This window comes from Paenibacillus silagei (assembly GCF_017874735.1).
Taxonomy (GTDB): Bacteria; Bacillota; Bacilli; order Paenibacillales; family Paenibacillaceae; genus Paenibacillus_AQ; species Paenibacillus_AQ silagei.
This window is the reverse complement of sequence record NZ_JAGGLV010000044.1, coordinates 1-17,578: the sequence shown is the minus strand read 5'-3', so window position 1 is coordinate 17,578 and position 17,578 is coordinate 1. Positions and strand designations below refer to the sequence as shown.

Genomic DNA, 17,578 nt, shown 5'->3' with positions numbered 1-17,578 from the left:
CCAAATATAAGGATGCTGTTAGATGGCTTTTTTGGTAGGATTGTTGATTTGAATGGATGCTTTCTGGCAACATGCCATTGGAACCGTAATTTCTTCAAGGTCTTTGGCTGAGAGATTGGTCCAGAGATCCTTGTTCTTCGTCAGTGATTTCATGTACATTACCTCCTCTCCTCTAAGAATATTTATGGCAAGGTAAATACCTTGACATCAGGTTAATGGAGTTCACTGGCAATAGCTTTCGAGCAGACGGTCCCGGTGAAGATCGAGATAGGTCTTCAGATATTGCCTTGTATCGCTGCAGTTCGATTCGAAATCCCGTAATTCCCCGTCTCTGCTTCCTTTCAGTACGCAGCCGCCCCCACAGAGAGGCGCAAGATTACAGTGTCTGCATTTGTCATTCACCACGATATCCCGGTGCCATCTCTGCCACTTCTCTTCATCCAAATGCAGCCCTTGAAGGTAGCTTCCAATCGAATAATCCGGGAATCCGACGGTTTCAACACAAGGATACAGCCGCCCGTCTGCACCAAATACGAGATTATGACGCTTTGAAGCACTGCAGCCGGACAGATCGAAGTAATAGTGGTCATCGTCTGTGTCAAACATAGCTTTGCGGAGTATCCGCAGCTTCTTCTCCATGAAATACCCCAGGCTGACCTTATACCTGCGCCGGGTGGCTTCCCAATCCGGGAAGAGTAAATGAAGCTGCTTCAGAAGATCAGATTCAGGCTGGAAGCCGGCAACCTTCCCCGTATTGAAATTATCATTGATCGGGGCAATCTGGCAGGAGAAATCAGGTGAGCTTGTCCACTGAAGCCGCTCGAACCCGGCGAACATCTCCGGCAAATGCCGGACATTCTCCCGGCCTGTGTTGATTCGGACGGTTACGGGTATATGGTGCTCCAGGAGAAAAGTAATGTTTGAGCAGATAAGATCATAGCTGCCGCTGTTGTTCCTGTATTTACGCAGCTGGTCGTGGATCTCCTTCGGGCCGTCCAGTGTGATTTGCATATGGCGGAAATGCGCCGAGTGCTTCTGCAAAAAAGGGAAATACGCACCGAGTTCGGTACCGTTCGTAATGGAGAGAATAGGCCAACTCCGCTCAATAGCCTGCTGTAAAATATACTCCACCTGAGATTGATTACGGGCCAGGAAGGGCTCGCCCCCGAAAAGCTCGAACTGGACGGCCGCCTCAGGCTTCAGATGCACCATCTGATCCATCGCCTGAAATATCTCATTAATCTGTGCAAGGTCAAGCGTCGGCGAGTCCTGGTGAATGTCCGATTGGAAGCAATAAGGGCAGGCGAGGTTGCATTTGTAGGTGGGGCAGATTGTGAATTGTAAGGCCGGATGAGAGCGGTAGTAGGTTTCAAGTGATTCACGGACATATTGTTCTTCACTCATATCCGTGAGATACCCTCTGCTCTTAAGCAGGGTACGCGTTTCCGGATCCAGATCGTTTAATGCAGATGTATCAGAGCTTCTATTAAAAAGAACACGGGCTACCTTAGGCTCAACCAAGTCTACAGCGCCGGTTAATGTATTCATGATCAGCAGAACATCATCGCTTAATCTGTGTTTGTAGTTATACTTAGACAATCTCATACGCCCTCATCCTCCTCAGGACTGATAGAGTTGCATTTACTAACTTGTAAATAATGTAAAACTTTTCCTGATGGACAACTATGATAAAAGTCATAAAATAGGAAATAATCTATTAAATGATAAAAAAACAGAGAAATAGAAATTTCCAATTACTCTTGCAATAAGTGGATAGAAGCGGTTAACCACTCCAGTCCGCACCTGCCGCCAACTTTCTCCAAAATCAAGTGCACTTATGCTCCTCATTTTGCCAACCGTATCCTCACGCCAAATACACCAGCCTCCGAAAAGTCTGGTGTATTGCGAGCACATAAGTGTTTTTATCAGATCTGGTATCCAAGCGAACATGCCATCGCCCACACGCTACTACTTCTGCCAACTCTACTGCGCAGGAGAGAGAGTTAGCGTAAATGTCTTGTCAAACGGGGTCACCAGGTTAACCTGCACGGTTTTGTAGCTCTTCGGCGGGCCGGGTTCCGGGGATGTTCTGCCGAGATGGGCCATTTCGCCGCCCGTCAGGTCGATCCACTCTCCGCCAGAAGTATACCGAATCTGCCCGCCGCTCCACAGGAAGTTATCCTCATCCACTGACTGTAGTTCTCCCAGGGTGAAGTTGTTCTGATCCGCTGGCGGAAGCTCACCTGAAGCGAAGTTACCTTCCCAGCCGAATTTGAAGGACAACTGAGCCAGGACCTGGGCTGGTTCCGCGCAGTGCAGCCGGATAGTCCAGCCCGTCTCCGTACGGTGTACCTCAGTCTCCACAGACAACGTCTGTTCATGGGTCAGCGGACGGCTCTGATGCGGCAAAAGATACCACGGACTGACAGCCGTACCCGCTTCCGGCGGGAGAAGCGCACTCTCCACCGGACCGTAGTAGCCCTTCTTCTGCACGCCCTTCAGCAGGTAGCCCTCCGGCAGCCGGGTCATCTCCTGCATCGGCACGAATCCGGGGTAGAAGCTGGTATTCAGCTGCACGGCCAGTAGCCTTACAGCACCGTGACGCATCGCGAAGAACGAAGGCGTCTCCGTGATCAGCGTCACGCTGGTCGCCCCGTCTCTGAGCCGGGCCACAGGCGCCCCGAAGTCGGTATGCAGCCGGCTGTGGTAGATCCGTCCCTGGTGACCCGCTGACTCCATTCTTTGCAGATAGCGCTCCCGCAGGAAATCACCGTTCAGGATTTGCTCATACTGTACAGGCAGCTCTGCTGTAGCCTCCGGCGGCTGCTGCAGCTCCGGCTCCAGCAGCATACGTACCAGGGCGTTCACCGAGCAGACGCCCGGACTCAACAAGGAGCGTCCGGCCCATTCCGCCATACCGGCCAGCACGGCATCCTTGTCCGAACGGGCAAGGATCGCATACGGCAGATAATAAGGAGACAGATCATGGAGCACCCCCAGATCCTGCCGCCCGGAATAATCGGTCACGACTTCGCCGGACGGGTGAACAAGGTAGACCATCATGTGCAGGTTCCGGCGCACCGGTTCCAGCAGCTCCGGCTTATCCAGCAGCCGGGCGGCATGAATCAGCATAATATCACTTACGGCGCTGTAGATGCCGTTGCTCCGCTCGGTCCATTCCCCGTCCGGCGTGATGTCCATTCCTTCTGCCAGCCATTCATCCGCCCGCTGCCGGGCCTCTTCTCTGCCGAACAGCTCATAAAGAAACCCTAGCGCCGCGCACATCACCCAGCGGTGATTCGGAGTATGGACCCCGCCCGTAAGCATTACGGGGAGGGACTGCTCCAGGAACAGGAGCATGTTGTCCAGCACCGGCTGAAGCGGCGGCCACTCCTGCTTCGCCAGCAGCTGATATAACTGCGCGTAGCCGACCACAACGAAGGCCGTATCCGGCGGCGAATGATAATTCGTCCAGCCCGGGGAGATGGAGCCGTCCTGATGCTGGAAGCGCAGCACGAACTCCGTCGCCAGCTTCAGCCGTTCCAGCAGCTCCTCATCCCGGTAATACTTCGAATCCGGGTTCACCAGCGCCGCACCCCAGTAACACATATCCGTCGGGGTACCAGTGGTGTGATTCACCCAGGCAATCCCCGTATGGGGATCAAGGGTTCCCCCATAATACAGGTTGCTCTGATCCAGCACCTGCCGGGGAATTCCCTGCTCTACTGCTCTGTCATTACTCTCTACCAATTGCTTATACATTAGGTTCCTCCTTGCGGGAAGCTCTCTGGCTAATTTCTCTGATTCCTCTGATGCCCATCCGCCTGCGGCCTATCCTCTGCGCGCCAGCTTGGCTGTAAGCAGACGGTGGCTCTCATGTATCTCTTCCGGGCGGCAGGCCGCCTTCAGTTCATACACCTTGACCTGCGCCCGTTCAATCATCGGCAGATAAGCATCGTAGAAATCCGGATCTCCGCTGTTCACATAAGGGCACCAGTGGTCGGCAAGGCCGATCGTCTCATGAATATGGACACCGACGATATCATCCATCAGCCCTTCCATTTCCCCTATACTGTCATACAGGCCCAGACGGTCCATCAGAATAGCGTGACCCGTGTCGTACCAGATGCCGACAGGCGCTCCCTTTAAGGCATGGATGATCGTCTTCGCTTCCGCCAGTGTCGGAATCTGCTGCGGCTTGGAGCGGGTCTCGATGCCGAAGCGGATATTCAGCCCCTTGGACACCGCGCGGTTACACACCTCGTCCAGACTCTCGATAATGGTCTGCACATAGCCTGTACTATACGCTTCACGCCGCTCCATCAGCTCCGCCCATTTGCTGCGGTAAGCTGCCGAATCCCTGCCCTGCCCCTCGTAGATCTGCTCCAGCTCCCCGGAGATATCATACGGGAACGGTACCTCGCCCGGATGCACTACCACTGCTTCGCCGCCGTAACGCTGAGCGTATTCTGCCGAGCGAACCAGCAGGTCTATCGCCCGCTTCCGTTTCTCCTTGTCCTCGAAGCCCAGCAGGACCGAATCCGTGCCGTAGTCAGGGTCCGGGACATGGGGGAACGTATTATGAACGCTCGATATACCGATCTCCCCGCGTTCAATCATCGGCTCGATGGTAACCAGCATTTCCTCCGTCACATTATAATTCAGCTCCACCCTGCGGAACCCCAGCTCCCGGATCTCATTAAGTAATCCATCACCTGTAGAATGACGTCTCATATTCCAGCAGGTGGAGAAGGAGAATTCTCCCTTATCCTCCACGACCGTCTCTCCTCTCGCAACGCCTAAGTAATATCAATCAGCCCTTCACAGCTCCCAGCATAACACCACTGACGAAATATTTCTGCAGCCAAGGATAGACGACCAGAATCGGCACCGTGGCGAAGACGACAGTGGCGGCCTTGAGGCTCTCCGGCGGCAGCTTGGTGCGGGCCGCCCCCTCCAGGTTCGTCAGCTCAGTGATCATATTGTTCTGAACCATCTGGAAGAGCTTCAGCTGAAGCGGATACAGATCGGGATTATTGATATACATCAGGGAATCCTGGAATCCGTTCCAGCGTCCTACCGCATAGAAGAGCGCAAGTGTAGCCATAACCGGCATAGATAACGGCAGAACGATTTTGAGCAGGGTGCGGATATGCGAGCTGCCGTCAATCTCGGCCGATTCTTCCAGACTCGGCGGAATGCTGCGGAAGAAGGAGATCAGGATAATCAGGTTGAACGGGCTGACCAGACCGGGCAGAATCAGCGACCATACAGAATCGATCATATGCAGATCACGGATCAGCAGGTACTCAGGAATAATACCGCCGCTGAAGAACATGGTGATGATGATCAGGTACATGAACATCGTACGGCCCTTCAGCTTGCTTTTGGTCAGCGGGTAAGCAGCTGCAACGGTGAAAAGCATACATAATACCGTAGTCGCAACCGTCAAAATAATGGTGAAGATCAGCGAGCGGATCATCGCATTGTCGGTGAAAACCTGCACATACGCCTTCCAGTTCAGCTCAATCGGGAAAATCGTAACTTCCCCGGAAGTAATAGCCCGCGTGGAGCTGAGGGACACCGCAATAACGTGTATAAACGGAGCCAGGCAGAACAGCACGAACAGTGCAATAAAGGTAACGTTAACGATATCGAATATCCGGTTAGAGGTACGTTCACTCATCGTACTCCGCCTCCTTTCTGTATAATCATAGAATGCCGTCGCCGGTCACTTTTTTCGATATATAATTGGAACCAAGGATGAACACCAGTCCAACCACCGCCTGGAACAATCCAACTACAGTTGCCAGCGTATATTGGCCCGATTCCAGACCAATCCGGTAGACGAAGGTACTAAGCACATCGGAGTATTCGCGCACTGCCGTATTCCCGATGATGTAAGGACGATCGAAGCCGATGCTGACCATTTTCCCCAGGTTGAGAATGAGCAGGGTAATAATGGTTGGCTTGATACTGGGCAGCGTAATGTAGAAGATCTTCTTCATCCGGGTAGCCCCATCCACTTCAGCAGCCTCGAACAGCTCGCGGTTGACACCGGTAAGCGCCGCCAGATACAGGATGGTCCCCCAGCCGGCACTTTGCCAGACACCCGTGAACAGGTAGGTAATCAGCCATGGATTTTTTTCGGTCAAAAAAGGAATAGGATTCAGCCCCATGCTCTCCAGTACACCGTTCACCATACCGGATTGGTTGCCGAACAATTGATAGACGATACCCCCGATAATCACCCAGGAAATGAAATGGGGAATGTAGAGGAGGGTCTGTGATATTTTTTTGAACCATACCGACTTCACTTCATACAGCATAATAGCCAGAATAATCGGGGCCGGGAAAGACACTATCAAATCGAGAAAATTCAGCATAAACGTATTGCGCAGACTGCTGTAAAACTCCTTCATGCCAAACACTTCGCGGAACGCATCGAAGCCGATCCACTCACTGCCGTTGATGCCTTGGAACAGGTTGAAATCCTTAAAGGCAATCTGCACCCCGTACATCGGGCCGTAGCGGAAAATCAGGAAATACATAATGGGCAGTGAAAGCAGCGCGTATAGTTGCCAGTACCTTCTGATGTAAGACGCTTTGCTCAAGTTCCTCTCCTCCTATGGAGAAAAAACCGGGCAGAGCAGCATGCCAGCTCCCCCCGGTTTTCACTTTTTTTAGTTTATTTGGCTGAAATCTCTGTAAGCGCCTGCTCCAGCTCCGCTTTCAGCTTGTCTCCGCCCAGAGACATGTAGTCCTTCATTTCCTGTTCGAAAATAGTATCGAATTGATCCGGCTTCGCCATCGCAGTCTTCACGATGATCACGTTAAGCTTGTCGCTGAGCGTAGTGCCGTATTTCGATTCCGATTCAATCGGCTTGCCGAAGACGATAGGACCCACAGTATCTGTGTTGGCAATATCAATAGACTGCTTCAGCGCCTCCTGGTTGTTGGCAGGGAAGCCCAGAATCCAGGCTTTCTCATTGGTAGCCTGATCGCCGAGGTTCTTACCGTTGGAGATAATTGCGGTGTCCCCGGAAGTGAACAGACGGTCTTGGAACTCCTGGGAAACATCAGCCTTAACAACCGGGATGCCTTCCACCATGTCATAGTTCTCGCCTTCAACACCGTTGTAAATGTCAATCAGGTTGTTGCCAGTCGCCATCCAATCGAGATATTTCACCGCTTCCACCGCACGCTTGCTGCTCTTAGGGATCATGATGTACATACCGTTCGAGGCATAGCGGGATTTGATATATTTATTGTCAACCTTGGCATTGGTGAGGATATCCGCCGGCAGCACCTTGCTGCCCGGCACATTCTTGTAGAGATTATCAAGAGTGCCATCGGCATAAAACATACTATCCACATCCTCCGACCAGAAGCCGACGTTGCCGTTCTGAATATCCTTGGATACCTGGGCTTTGTCTTCATCCAGACTGAAGTCCTTGCTGACCAGCCCTTCATTGTAGAGCTTGTTGAGGAACTGTGCCGCATCCTTGAAGCCCTCATGCAGCGGCAGCTCGTAGCGCTGGCTGTAAGTAAGGTCGCCGCTGATCGGCTTGATGAAGGAGTAGATCAGGGTCTCCAGCTGAGCCGAGCCGAGGGACATGCCCATCGGAATGGTTTTGCTGCCAAGACCGCCCGGGTCCTTCTCTTTAAACGCTTTCAAAGTAGTGTATAGCTCATCGGTGTTCTTCGGTACCGGCAGCCCCAGCTTATCCAGCCAGTCCTGGCGGATGTATGAAGCGTAACGGCCTGTAATCGCCCGTTTACCAGGGATAGCGAACTGCTTGCCGTCGAGCTGGCCGAAGGCCATCGTCTCGTCACCAATGAATTTCTTCAGCGTCTGGCCGTGCTCCTCTAATAAGGAACCTACGTCGGTCAACCCGCCCTGCTGGGCGTAACGGTAGAAGACACTGGAATCATAAGTGAAGACAATATCCGGCACATCCGTATTACTGGCCATCAATACGTTCAACTTGGTCACTTCTTCAGAACGCTGCACCGGGACAAATTCTACATTGATATTATTAGGATCACCGAAATTTTTCTGAATCATCTGGGACACGAAGTTGTTGGTAATGGTGTATTGCTTCGGCGTTTTACCGCGGTCGAAGATCTCCACCTTCAAGGTTACGCGTTCCGCGCTCTTCCCGGGTGCGTCTGTACCTCCGGCTGCCGAATTCGATTTACCGTCTGAGGAACAGCCTGCAAGCAGAGTAGCTCCCATTACTGCGGTCAAGCCGATGCCGATTGCCTTCTTCAGAACTCTTTGGTTTACGTTCACTGTCATTGTTCCATCTCCCTCGCCTTAGCAGGCTATAATGGTGACTTCATGATACCCCCGAGCTTGATGATGCCCGTATGTCTTATTCGTTCATCCCGTTCATGTAGGCCGGCCTCAGTGTTTCAAGGCTGCTTGCTGCTGCGGGATGACCACAGTATTCCATAACTTTCGGAGGTCTGACAATAAACCTGTTTCGGATGCGATAAAGCGCCTGAATTCGGACATCCGGTTTATCAGACCAACGATTTTCGTACAATAAACCGCTTTCATATCAGCAAAAACACAGGCCGCATCGCTATTCGCCCCCCCTTGTTCAGAGGTTGGCGTAAGAGAAATGCGGCCTGGACCTTACACGACTGCGGCAGATGAATCCCATGCTTCACCATCAAACGGAATTCCTTCATTTCCCCAGCTTACGCTAGTCCTGCGGCTCCAATCTGGAGGCTGCTTCGCGGCGTCTGGAGGAGCGGTAATCGCCCGGCGTGATGCCGGCAATCCGCTTGAAGACTCTTCCGAATGAAATGGCATTCCCATACCCTACTTGAAGTGCGATATCCTGGAGGGAACAATCCGTATCTATCAGCAGCTGCTCGGCTTGCTTCATCCGCAGCTCAGTTAGGAAATCCACGAACTTCATTTTGAATTCGGTTTTGAACAGATAGCTGGCATATTTGCCGGAGACCTGGAACCGGTCACTCAGATGCTTCAGCGAGAGATCGGGATTCGTGAAATTCTCTTCGATATAATCCTTCATCTCATTGACCATGGCCCGGTAGCTCTTCGTTTCGCTGGCAGAGACATAGGTGCGGAATAGATCGGTGACATATTCGAATAGAATGGTTTTCACTTCATGGAGCGCCTCGGCCTCCTCCAGCTGCTTCAGCCGGACCTCTGCATTCTCTGCCGACAGCTCGTCCTGCAGTTGTTCAGACATTACCGCCACTTCCCGGCTCAGCATCTGCAGCATAGCCTGGATCAGGGAACGGATATCCTCGTCCTTCAGGAAATCCTGTTCAAACGACTCGAAGATCCGTTCCAGCTGCTCCCGCCACTGGCCGCTCGACATGCGGAAATACTTCACGAATTCAGCAATCATCTGCAGATATTTATACGTCTCAAGCAGCGGCTGGCGCGCTTCGCCGCTGCCTGCCAAGACGATATCCTCATGAATCAGCAGCTTGTGCTGCATCACATATTCGGCTGCCGCATAAGACTCCCGGATCATCCCCGGCCCGGCGGCAGCGGAGCCGATACCGAAGCTGAGCGAGATCCGCAGATTCTGCTCGACCCAGGAGCGGCAATCCTCCGCGAAGACCCGGAGCTTGGCCTCCATCTCCTGATCGCTGCCAGTCGCCAGGAACAGAATCGCTGCGCGTTCGGTTCCCACCCATTCTGCCCATCCCTGCAGCTCCGCATTCCGTGCCAATTCCTGAAATACATTCATCAGGGCAAACTTCAGCGTATTCTGATCCCCCCGGGTATACCGGTCCTCGAATACCTGCTCATAGCGGTTGATCTCCCCAAGCACAACGATGAAGCGCGAGGAAGCATTCGCACCGGTAAGCGGAGACAGCTCCTCCAGCCGCCGGGTCACCTGCTCCAGCCGCTCGCTGTGCAGCAGATCGGTGAACAGCTTGCTGCGCTGCAGCAGCAGGTTCTCCCTGGTTTTGGTATCATAATCGGTCATGTGGTTAATTAGATTCTCCAGCACGCCGTCAATCAGCATCATCTCGTCCGGCCTGTCGGTAGACTGATCCATCGTGCGGATCTGATGGCCTTCAATCCGGTTCATAATCACCTGGATCGGCTTATAATTGCGCCGGGTTACATAGATCAGATACAATACCGCACACAGCACGGTCCCCACCGCAATCGCTACCCAGAGATAAGAGATCACAGAGACCCAACTGAACAGATTCCCCGCCTTGATTCCGCTCTCGAACGTCCAGCCGGTTCTCTCCAGCTTAAGTGTGTTCAGCAGCTTGCCGTCAGCCGCACCTTCCGTATCGGAATGGGCCTGGTACACGCTGTTGCCATTGCCGTCCAGAATAGTCATGAACGAGAGCTGCTGGTTAACCATGCTGTCGATGAGCTGCTCCAGGGCACTCACTTTAATGTTAATGACCAGTATTCCCCCGGAGCCGAAGGGAAGCGGCATTGCTTTATTGGTTGTCAGCACACGAATTTCTGTACGCTGGGACAGACCCGAATGATAATCCCTGACCGGTTGCCAGCCTTCCGGTACTGCCGGAGTCGAAGTCATAGCCCTGATCCAGTCCTCATCGGCGAATCCCTCCAGCTCCTTCAGCCCCGTATCGGTAAGAACGCTTCCACGCACACGGTCATACAAATACACCGACTGGATATATGAGGATTCCTGTATCAGATTGCGCAGACTCTGGGCAACCGCATAGATCGTCGCCTGGTCCGGCTGGCTCTGCGTATTGAAATAACGTTTGTAGACCTCGCTCCGCTCTACCGCATCCAGCACCGACAGCTCGGCTTCCTTGATCGTCCGGTCCACACTATCCCTGAGATAGCTGGCGGAGATGCGGTCTGCCTTCTTCGTCTCCGTCCGGGAGATATCATTAATAAACACAAATGAGGCAAAGATCAGAATCGTCACCGTCAGCAAAAATATAGGGAAATAAGACAGCAGCAACCGGCGATACCAGGAACGGGACATTCGACAACCTCCTCCACAACCATCAGAATACCCGGCCGCATCCGGCCGCTTCATATACATATCGTCCAAGGCTGCTCTGGGGCGGCTATGGACTTCAGATCTATTTCATCTGCGGCAACCGGTCATACTGACCGCCGTTCGAATTCCTGCCATTATAGCACATGCGCTTCCCCTCCAGCTAACCAGATAAAGTCATTCTACCCGCAGCCCCTCCCTCCCCGCGCACCTATGCCAATGCCCGCTTGGGAATAGCGGGAAATAACAAAATCACCCCGAAGGGTGAAATGTTCAAACCATATACTCTCCTATACATCATCTATCCCGAGGCGGCTCGCCCTAAACCCGCAGGCTACAAACCGCTATGCTCCCGGATATACCGCCGCGCCTTGATCGCATATTCCAGCGGATCGGCCAGCGCCGGGTCCTGCTCCGCTTCAACAACGAACCATCCCGTGTAGGGCGAAGCGGCCAGCTCGGCAAAAATCTCCCCGAACGCGATGCAGCCATCGCCCGGTACGGTGAAGGCTCCCGCTTTTACCGCCTGAAGGAAGCTTAGGTTCTCTGCCTTCACCCGCTTGACTACCTCCGGACGGATGTCCTTAAGATGCACATGCTTAATCCGCGGCAGATGCTCACGCAGCACCTCCAGAGGATTCTCGCCGGAGAAGGCCAGATGTCCCGTATCGTATAGCAGCGATACTTCATTAGGATCTGTAAGCTCCATCAGCCGGGCAATCTCCGCTGCAGTCTGCACCCCGGTGCCCATGTGATGGTGATAGACCAGCGTCATCCCCTTCTCAGCCGCCAGCCGTCCCAGCCCGCTAAGACCTGCCGCAAGCGCTGCCCAATCCGCTTCGGTAAATACCGGCTTGTCAGCGAACAGCGGCGTATCCATCTGCCCCTGAATGCTCCGGCCCTGCTCGGATACTACAATGACCTTGGCACCCATCTCATGCAGGAAATCCCGGTGCGCACGGAAGGCTTCCGCTGTCTCCTCATACGGACGCACCGTCAGGAAGGCGCTGAACCAGGCACTGGCGATACTCAGACCGCGCAGTTCCAGTGCCTTGTGCAAAAGCTCCGGGGAACGCGGATACTTGTTGCCCACCTCGCTGCCCTCATATCCGGCAAGCGCCATCTCGCTGATGCATTGCTCGAACGTATTGCCGCCCCCCAGCTCAGGCATATCATCATTCGTCCAGGCAATCGGAGCGATCGCCAGCCGGACGGCATTGTCTCTGAACATGCTCATGTTCTACCCCTTCCACAATCCCAAGTATGGCAGAATCCTTGATCCACTGTGCGCCGTCTGCCTTGGTTCGCGCACATGCAACGCTCGCTTAGTAGCTCCGGGCTTTCTTGAGTCCGCTGTGCTTCCGGTCATAAGCCTCCTGTACCGCTTCCTTGCCGGACACTTCCGCAACCCCGACATTCCACCAGGCCCCATAGCCGTGGGTCATCGTCTTCGGCAGCACTTTGATGTCGATCAGCGTGGAGCGTTCCGATTGGCGGGCTCCCGCCAGGGCCGTGCGAAGCTCCTGGGCTGTAGACGCGCGGAAGGTCTGCACCCCATAACCGGCCGCACTCGCCGCATAGTCGATCCGCATCAGCTCACCGCTGAGCTGGCCGTCCGCACCCCGGTGGCGGAATTCTGTGGCTATGCTGTCCATTCCCTGCTCCATCTGCAGATTATTAATACAGCCGAAGCCTGCATTATCCAGCAGAAGGACGTTGATCTTCCGGTTCTCCTGCAGGCTGGTTACCAGCTCGGAATGCAGCATCTGGTAGCTGCCGTCCCCTACCAGCGCGTAGACTTCACGCCCCGGCTCAGCCAGCTTGATGCCCAGCGCCCCGGCAATCTCATAGCCCATACACGAGAAGCCGTATTCCATATGGTAGGTATCCGGTATCTCCGAGTTCCACATCCGCTGCATATCTCCCGGCAGACTACCCGCCGCTCCAATGACAATCGCATCCTGCGGAATCGCTTCATTAATGATCCCCAGCACCTGCGTCTGGGTCAGCGAGGTGCCTAGCACCTCTGCATATTCCGGGAGCTTCTCATCGAGATGACCGGCTACCTCCGGGGTGAACGCACCTGTGTTGCCGGTGTTCACCGGATACTCCACACCAGCCAGGCGTTCCCTCTCCGCAGCCCACGATTTCTTCGCCTGGGTGATCTCATCCGTATACGCAGAGCGGTATCCCCGCTCTTCCAGCGCTGCGGCTAAGGCGTTCAAGCCTTCGGCAGCATCGCAGACCACCGCCAGCGCATCCAGCTTGGCCGCATGATATGGCGAGGCGTTCAGCGTCAGGAATTCCACCTCAGGATGACTGAACAGACTCTTCGAGGCGGTGGTGAAGTCCGTGAACCGGGTACCGACGCCGATCACCAGATCGGCCTCCGGGGCCAGCGCATTCGCGCAGCCGTTGCCGGTGACGCCGATGCCGCCGAGGTTGTACTCGAAGCTGCTGGCTACGGCGCTTTTGCCAGCCTGGGTCTCTCCGAACGGAATGGCGAATTTCTCGGCAAAAGCGCGCAGCGCCGCTCCGGCATCCCCATACCGTACACCCCCGCCGCAGACCAGCAGCGGCCGCTGCTTGCTGGCGATCAGCTCAGCCGCAGCCGCAATCTCCTGCGGATGAGGCAGCCGGGCGATGACCCGGTGAATCCGCTTGCGGAAGAAATCAGCCGGGTACTCCCAGGCCTCACCCTGCACATCCTGCGGCAGCGCAATCGTAACCGCCCCGGTATCTCCCGGATCCGTCAGCACCCGCATCGCGTTCAGCATGGCCGACATCAGCTGCTCCGGCCGGGTCACCCGGTCCCAGTATTTGCTGACTGCCTTGAAGGCGTCATTGACCGTGATCGACAAGTTATACGTATGCTCCATCTGCTGGAGCACCGGGTCAGGCTGGCGGGTAGCGAAGGTATCTCCCGGCAGCAGCAGCACAGGAATCTGATTCGCCGTTGCTGTTGCAGCAGCCGTCAGCATATTAGCAGCCCCCGGCCCTACTGAAGCCGTACAGGCAATAATCTTCCGTCTGCGGCTCTGCTTGGCGAACGCGGTTGCCGCGTGAACCATCCCTTGCTCATTGCGTCCCTGATACACCGTCAGCTCTCCCGGTGCCTCCTGCAGCGCCTGCCCCAATCCAAGTACATTGCCATGCCCGAACACGGTGAATACCCCGTGCACGAAGCGTTCCGGCCCGCCGCCGTAATCCACATACTGCTGATTCAGAAATTTAACCAGCGCCTGCGCTGTCGTTAATCGGATACGTTCCACTTCATGTCCTCCCTTCGCCTTGTCTACTGCCAGCGGGCAGTGACGACTTTTTTGCGCGTATAGAATTCTACCCCGTCGCTTCCGTTCGCATGAAGATCGCCGTAGAACGAATCCTTCCAGCCCGAGAACGGGAAGAAGGCCATCGGTGCAGGCACTCCAACATTGACTCCCAGCATGCCGGACTCGATATGTTCGCGGAAGTAACGGACTTTACCGCCATCATTCGTGAAGATACAAGCGCCGTTCGCAAACCGCGAGCGATTCGCAATCTCCACCGCCTGGGCTACATCCTTCACCCGGATCACCGACAGCACCGGCGCAAAAATCTCCTCCTGCCAGATCTTCATCTCCTCCGTCACCCCGTCGAACAGCGTAGGTCCGATGAAATAACCGTCTCCCTGTACCGCCGCATCCTCACGGCCATCCCTGAGCAGCTTCGCGCCTTCGGCGATCCCCTGTTCAATGTAGCTAACTGTCCGCTCTTTATGGCCTTGACGGATCACCGGCCCCAGGAACGTATCCTCCTCCAGCCCGTTCCCGATGGTCATGCTGTTGCACTCCCGCAGCAGGATCGAGATCAGCTCATCGGCGACTTCCTCCTGCACCGTTACCACCGAGCAGGCCATGCAGCGTTCCCCGGCAGAGCCGAAGGCCGCATTCACAATCTGGGAGGCCGAAGCCTCCAGGTTCGCGTCCGCCAGCACGATGGAGTGGTTCTTCGCTCCGGCTAGCGCCTGAACGCGCTTGAGATGGTCTGTTCCTTTTTTGTATACATATTCCGCCACCGGCTGGGATCCGACAAAAGAAATCGCCTTCACATCCGGGTGCTCCAGCAGCCCGTTCACCACCTCATGCGCGCCGTTCACCACATTCAGCACACCGTTAGGCAATCCGGCTTCCTCCAGCAGCTCCGCAAGGCGGGCCGCCAGCAGCGGTGTACGCTCCGATGGCTTCAGCACAAAGGTGTTGCCGCAGGCAATCGCCAGCGGGAACATCCAGCAAGGCACCATCATCGGGAAATTGAACGGGGTAATCCCGCCAACCACTCCAATCGGATAGCGGTACATGCCTGACTCGATGCCAGTCGCAATATCCGGCAGCTGCCGGCCCATCATCAGTGTCGGAGCACCTGCTGCGAATTCTACGCATTCAATGCCGCGTTGGACCTCGCCGTAGGCTTCTTTGAAGCTTTTGCCGTTCTCCAGGGTGATGATCTTCGCCAGCGGCTCCCAATTCTCGACCAGCAGCTGCTGATATTTGAACAGAATCCGTGCTCTGCGCGGCACCGGTGTTGCGGACCAGCCTGCAAAAGCTGCCTTAGCCGCCGCCACCGCCCGGTCTACATCGGCTCTGCCGGATAGAGGCGTTCTGCCCAGCAACTCACCTGTGGCCGGATTCACTACCGGCTCTGTCTGCTCCGTATCGGCTGTTACCCATTGCCCGTTGATATAATTTTTGAGTACTTGTGCCGTTTGCTCTGTCATTCTGTCCACTCCTTCTGTTCTATATAAAGTCTGCTGACTACCCTTACTTATTGTGCGCCTGCTGTAACCTCCTCGTTGGTTCGCAGGAAATCCTCCAGCTCCTCCAGGGTTGGCATAGCATCGGAGCAGCTGTGGCGGGAGATGACAATCGAGGCCGAGGCACTGCCGCGCCGCATCGCCTCGCTGACACTGTGCCCGCTCATCAGACTGTGGATGAAGGCTGACGCATAGGAATCGCCTGCGCCGAACGTCTTGAGCACTTTTGCCGGGAAAATCCCGCTCCGGTGGCTCTGCCCATCCGCTGTATAGCCAATCGAGCCGCTGCCGCCGTGCTTGATGACCACCAGCTCTGCCTGATGCGAGAACCAGCGGGCTGCCGTGGCCTGATCATCAGCGCCAGCCAGATTGTAGAGATTCTCCATCATGTCGAATTCTTCGCGTGTACCGATGATACAGTGGCTTTTCTCGGCTGCGAGGTTATAGTAGACCGCCGTTTCAGCGGCTGATGTCCAGGTATAAGGGCGGTAATCGAGATCGAAGAACACGGTCACGTTATGCTTGCGGGCAAATTCCAATGCCAGGAACACCGCTTCACGGGAGGGGCTCTGCGCCAGAGCAGTACCGGATATGAGCAACGCCTTGGAGCTGGCGATGTACTCCTCCGAGATCTCCTCCGTGTTCAGCAGCAGATCAGCCACATGGTCGCGGTACATTAGAATGCTGCATTCCTGCGGGCTCTTAATTTCTGTAAAAGCCAGCCCCGTCACCGCACCCGTCCGGTCCACGCACACCTGGCTGTCGTCAATGCCATCCTTGCGCAGATAGCTGCGGATGAACCTGCCCATCTGGTCGTCGGCCAGCTTGCCGATGAAGCCGGTACGCATGCCGAGCCGCGCTGCACCAATGATAATATTCGCCGGAGAGCCGCCGACATATTTGGTGAAGGTCATCGTCTCTTCCATCGGCCGCCCGGTCTCATTGGCGTTCAAATCAATACACAACCGGCCAACAGCAACTACATCCAGCCGCCGGTCAGGGTCGAACTGTAAACCGTTCATAGTGATGCCTCCTTGATCAAGCTAGGGAAAAGGTAGTTCGTTCGGTAACACGAATGGCTGTAAAACGTCATGAATTGGACAATGAAGTTGTGAATCACACAGTGAAGTTGTAATTCGTACAGTGAAGCTGTAATTCTTACAGTGAAGCTGTAATTCTTACAGTGAAGCTATAAATCGTATTAACGTAAGGTTAGTTTGATATGCTGCTGTAAGAGTCGCTTGGCGTGTAGATTGAATATTTCAACGTTCGATTGTTTCCTTCGTAACATCATTTCATCTCGGGGGTAGGGTAAGCGCTTAACCTAATTTTCTACTTTAGTATAGTTTAGAAGTGCGCTTTTGGCAATCCTCAATTTGAAAGCGATATCAATAATCGGGTGGAAGGAGATGAAGGGGGATATCCCCCCCCCCGAAAAACAGGTGGAAAAACGCAGCTTAATTCCGCGTTTTTTGATACTTAGGAGCAAGCAAGTGGAAAAAAAGCAACTCCTGTGATTGATTTTTCCTCCATGGGGGGTGTCCGGATTATTTAAGTGCCCTTTTTCCAACTACTGTCCCTCCGGCGGGCAATCGTTCCTCAGTAGTTGTAGTAAATCCACTTGTTCTCCGACTTAGCACACGTCATTGCTTAATGGGGAGACTGGGCTAGCCCAACACGCACTCGACCGGCCCATTGTGTTCGGTTTAATACGAAAATAAAAGTACCGGAAAACGCGCCGCAGACTGGGTTTTGACAAAAAAAGACCCACCGCCCCCAAAAAACGTTT

General features: G+C 54.5%; 12 protein-coding genes. All 12 read right to left on the bottom strand.

The annotated features are described in order from the left end of the window. Window positions 1-18: 18 nt before the first annotated feature. The 12 genes from J2Z70_RS33805 to iolC all read right to left on the bottom strand — a co-directional run bounded on the left by J2Z70_RS33805 (window position 19) and on the right by iolC (window position 16,811). Complete coding sequence (locus J2Z70_RS33805; protein WP_281068293.1) at window positions 19-153, bottom strand: hypothetical protein; 135 nt, start codon at window positions 151-153, stop codon at window positions 19-21. A 69-nt stretch (window positions 154-222) separates the two neighbouring features. Continuing rightward, a complete protein-coding gene (locus tag J2Z70_RS32650; RefSeq protein ID WP_209879927.1) occupies window positions 223-1,605 on the bottom strand; it encodes a radical SAM/SPASM domain-containing protein in 1,383 nt (460 codons plus the stop codon). A 378-nt stretch (window positions 1,606-1,983) separates the two neighbouring features. After that, entirely contained in the window at window positions 1,984-3,762 is a 1,779-nt protein-coding gene (locus J2Z70_RS32645) for a hypothetical protein (protein WP_209879924.1), read from the bottom strand. A gap of 69 nt (window positions 3,763-3,831) precedes the next feature. After that, the gene (locus tag J2Z70_RS32640; protein WP_076076924.1) at window positions 3,832-4,734 is read right to left on the bottom strand and encodes a sugar phosphate isomerase/epimerase family protein; all 903 of its coding nucleotides are present in this window, start codon (window positions 4,732-4,734) and stop codon (window positions 3,832-3,834) included. Between the two features lie 79 nt (window positions 4,735-4,813). Then, window positions 4,814-5,686 (bottom strand): carbohydrate ABC transporter permease, encoded by an 873-nt coding sequence (locus J2Z70_RS32635; RefSeq protein ID WP_036725750.1) that lies wholly within the window; start codon window positions 5,684-5,686, stop codon window positions 4,814-4,816. A 25-nt stretch (window positions 5,687-5,711) separates the two neighbouring features. Continuing rightward, window positions 5,712-6,551: an ABC transporter permease gene (locus tag J2Z70_RS32630; protein WP_235191891.1), complete on the bottom strand. Its 840-nt coding sequence runs from the start codon at window positions 6,549-6,551 to the stop codon at window positions 5,712-5,714. 137 nt (window positions 6,552-6,688) lie between these two features. Next, window positions 6,689-8,302, bottom strand: a complete 1,614-nt coding sequence (locus J2Z70_RS32625) for an extracellular solute-binding protein (RefSeq protein WP_209879921.1) — start codon at window positions 8,300-8,302, stop codon at window positions 6,689-6,691. A 412-nt stretch (window positions 8,303-8,714) separates the two neighbouring features. Beyond that, window positions 8,715-10,982: a helix-turn-helix domain-containing protein gene (locus J2Z70_RS32620; RefSeq protein WP_209879918.1), complete on the bottom strand. Its 2,268-nt coding sequence runs from the start codon at window positions 10,980-10,982 to the stop codon at window positions 8,715-8,717. A 349-nt stretch (window positions 10,983-11,331) separates the two neighbouring features. Beyond that, window positions 11,332-12,228, bottom strand: coding sequence for a myo-inosose-2 dehydratase (gene iolE, locus J2Z70_RS32615; protein WP_036725856.1), 897 nt, complete (start codon window positions 12,226-12,228; stop codon window positions 11,332-11,334). 94 nt (window positions 12,229-12,322) lie between these two features. After that, on the bottom strand, window positions 12,323-14,269 hold the full coding sequence (gene iolD, locus J2Z70_RS32610) for a 3D-(3,5/4)-trihydroxycyclohexane-1,2-dione acylhydrolase (decyclizing) (protein WP_209879916.1): 1,947 nt from the start codon (window positions 14,267-14,269) through the stop codon (window positions 12,323-12,325). Window positions 14,270-14,292: 23 nt separating this feature from the next. After that, a complete protein-coding gene (locus tag J2Z70_RS32605) occupies window positions 14,293-15,753 on the bottom strand; it encodes a CoA-acylating methylmalonate-semialdehyde dehydrogenase (protein ID WP_036725762.1) in 1,461 nt (486 codons plus the stop codon). A 47-nt stretch (window positions 15,754-15,800) separates the two neighbouring features. Next, on the bottom strand, window positions 15,801-16,811 hold the full coding sequence (gene iolC, locus J2Z70_RS32600; RefSeq protein WP_209879913.1) for a 5-dehydro-2-deoxygluconokinase: 1,011 nt from the start codon (window positions 16,809-16,811) through the stop codon (window positions 15,801-15,803). Window positions 16,812-17,578: the final 767 nt, after the last annotated feature.

Excerpts from the sequence above, each read along its gene's own strand:
- J2Z70_RS32630 (WP_235191891.1), bottom strand. The coding sequence starts at position 6,551 with ATGTATTTCCTGATTTTCCGCTACGGCCCGATGTACGGGGTGCAGATT.
- J2Z70_RS32640 (WP_076076924.1), bottom strand. The coding sequence starts at position 4,734 with ATGAGACGTCATTCTACAGGTGATGGATTACTTAATGAGATCCGGGAG.
- J2Z70_RS32635 (WP_036725750.1), bottom strand. The coding sequence starts at position 5,686 with ATGAGTGAACGTACCTCTAACCGGATATTCGATATCGTTAACGTTACC.
- iolC (WP_209879913.1), bottom strand. The coding sequence starts at position 16,811 with ATGAACGGTTTACAGTTCGACCCTGACCGGCGGCTGGATGTAGTTGCT.
- iolE (WP_036725856.1), bottom strand. The coding sequence starts at position 12,228 with ATGTTCAGAGACAATGCCGTCCGGCTGGCGATCGCTCCGATTGCCTGG.
- J2Z70_RS32605 (WP_036725762.1), bottom strand. The coding sequence starts at position 15,753 with ATGACAGAGCAAACGGCACAAGTACTCAAAAATTATATCAACGGGCAA.
- J2Z70_RS32650 (WP_209879927.1), bottom strand. The coding sequence starts at position 1,605 with ATGAGATTGTCTAAGTATAACTACAAACACAGATTAAGCGATGATGTT.
- J2Z70_RS32625 (WP_209879921.1), bottom strand. The coding sequence starts at position 8,302 with ATGACAGTGAACGTAAACCAAAGAGTTCTGAAGAAGGCAATCGGCATC.
- J2Z70_RS32645 (WP_209879924.1), bottom strand. The coding sequence starts at position 3,762 with ATGTATAAGCAATTGGTAGAGAGTAATGACAGAGCAGTAGAGCAGGGA.
- J2Z70_RS33805 (WP_281068293.1), bottom strand. The coding sequence starts at position 153 with ATGAAATCACTGACGAAGAACAAGGATCTCTGGACCAATCTCTCAGCC.
- J2Z70_RS32620 (WP_209879918.1), bottom strand. The coding sequence starts at position 10,982 with ATGTCCCGTTCCTGGTATCGCCGGTTGCTGCTGTCTTATTTCCCTATA.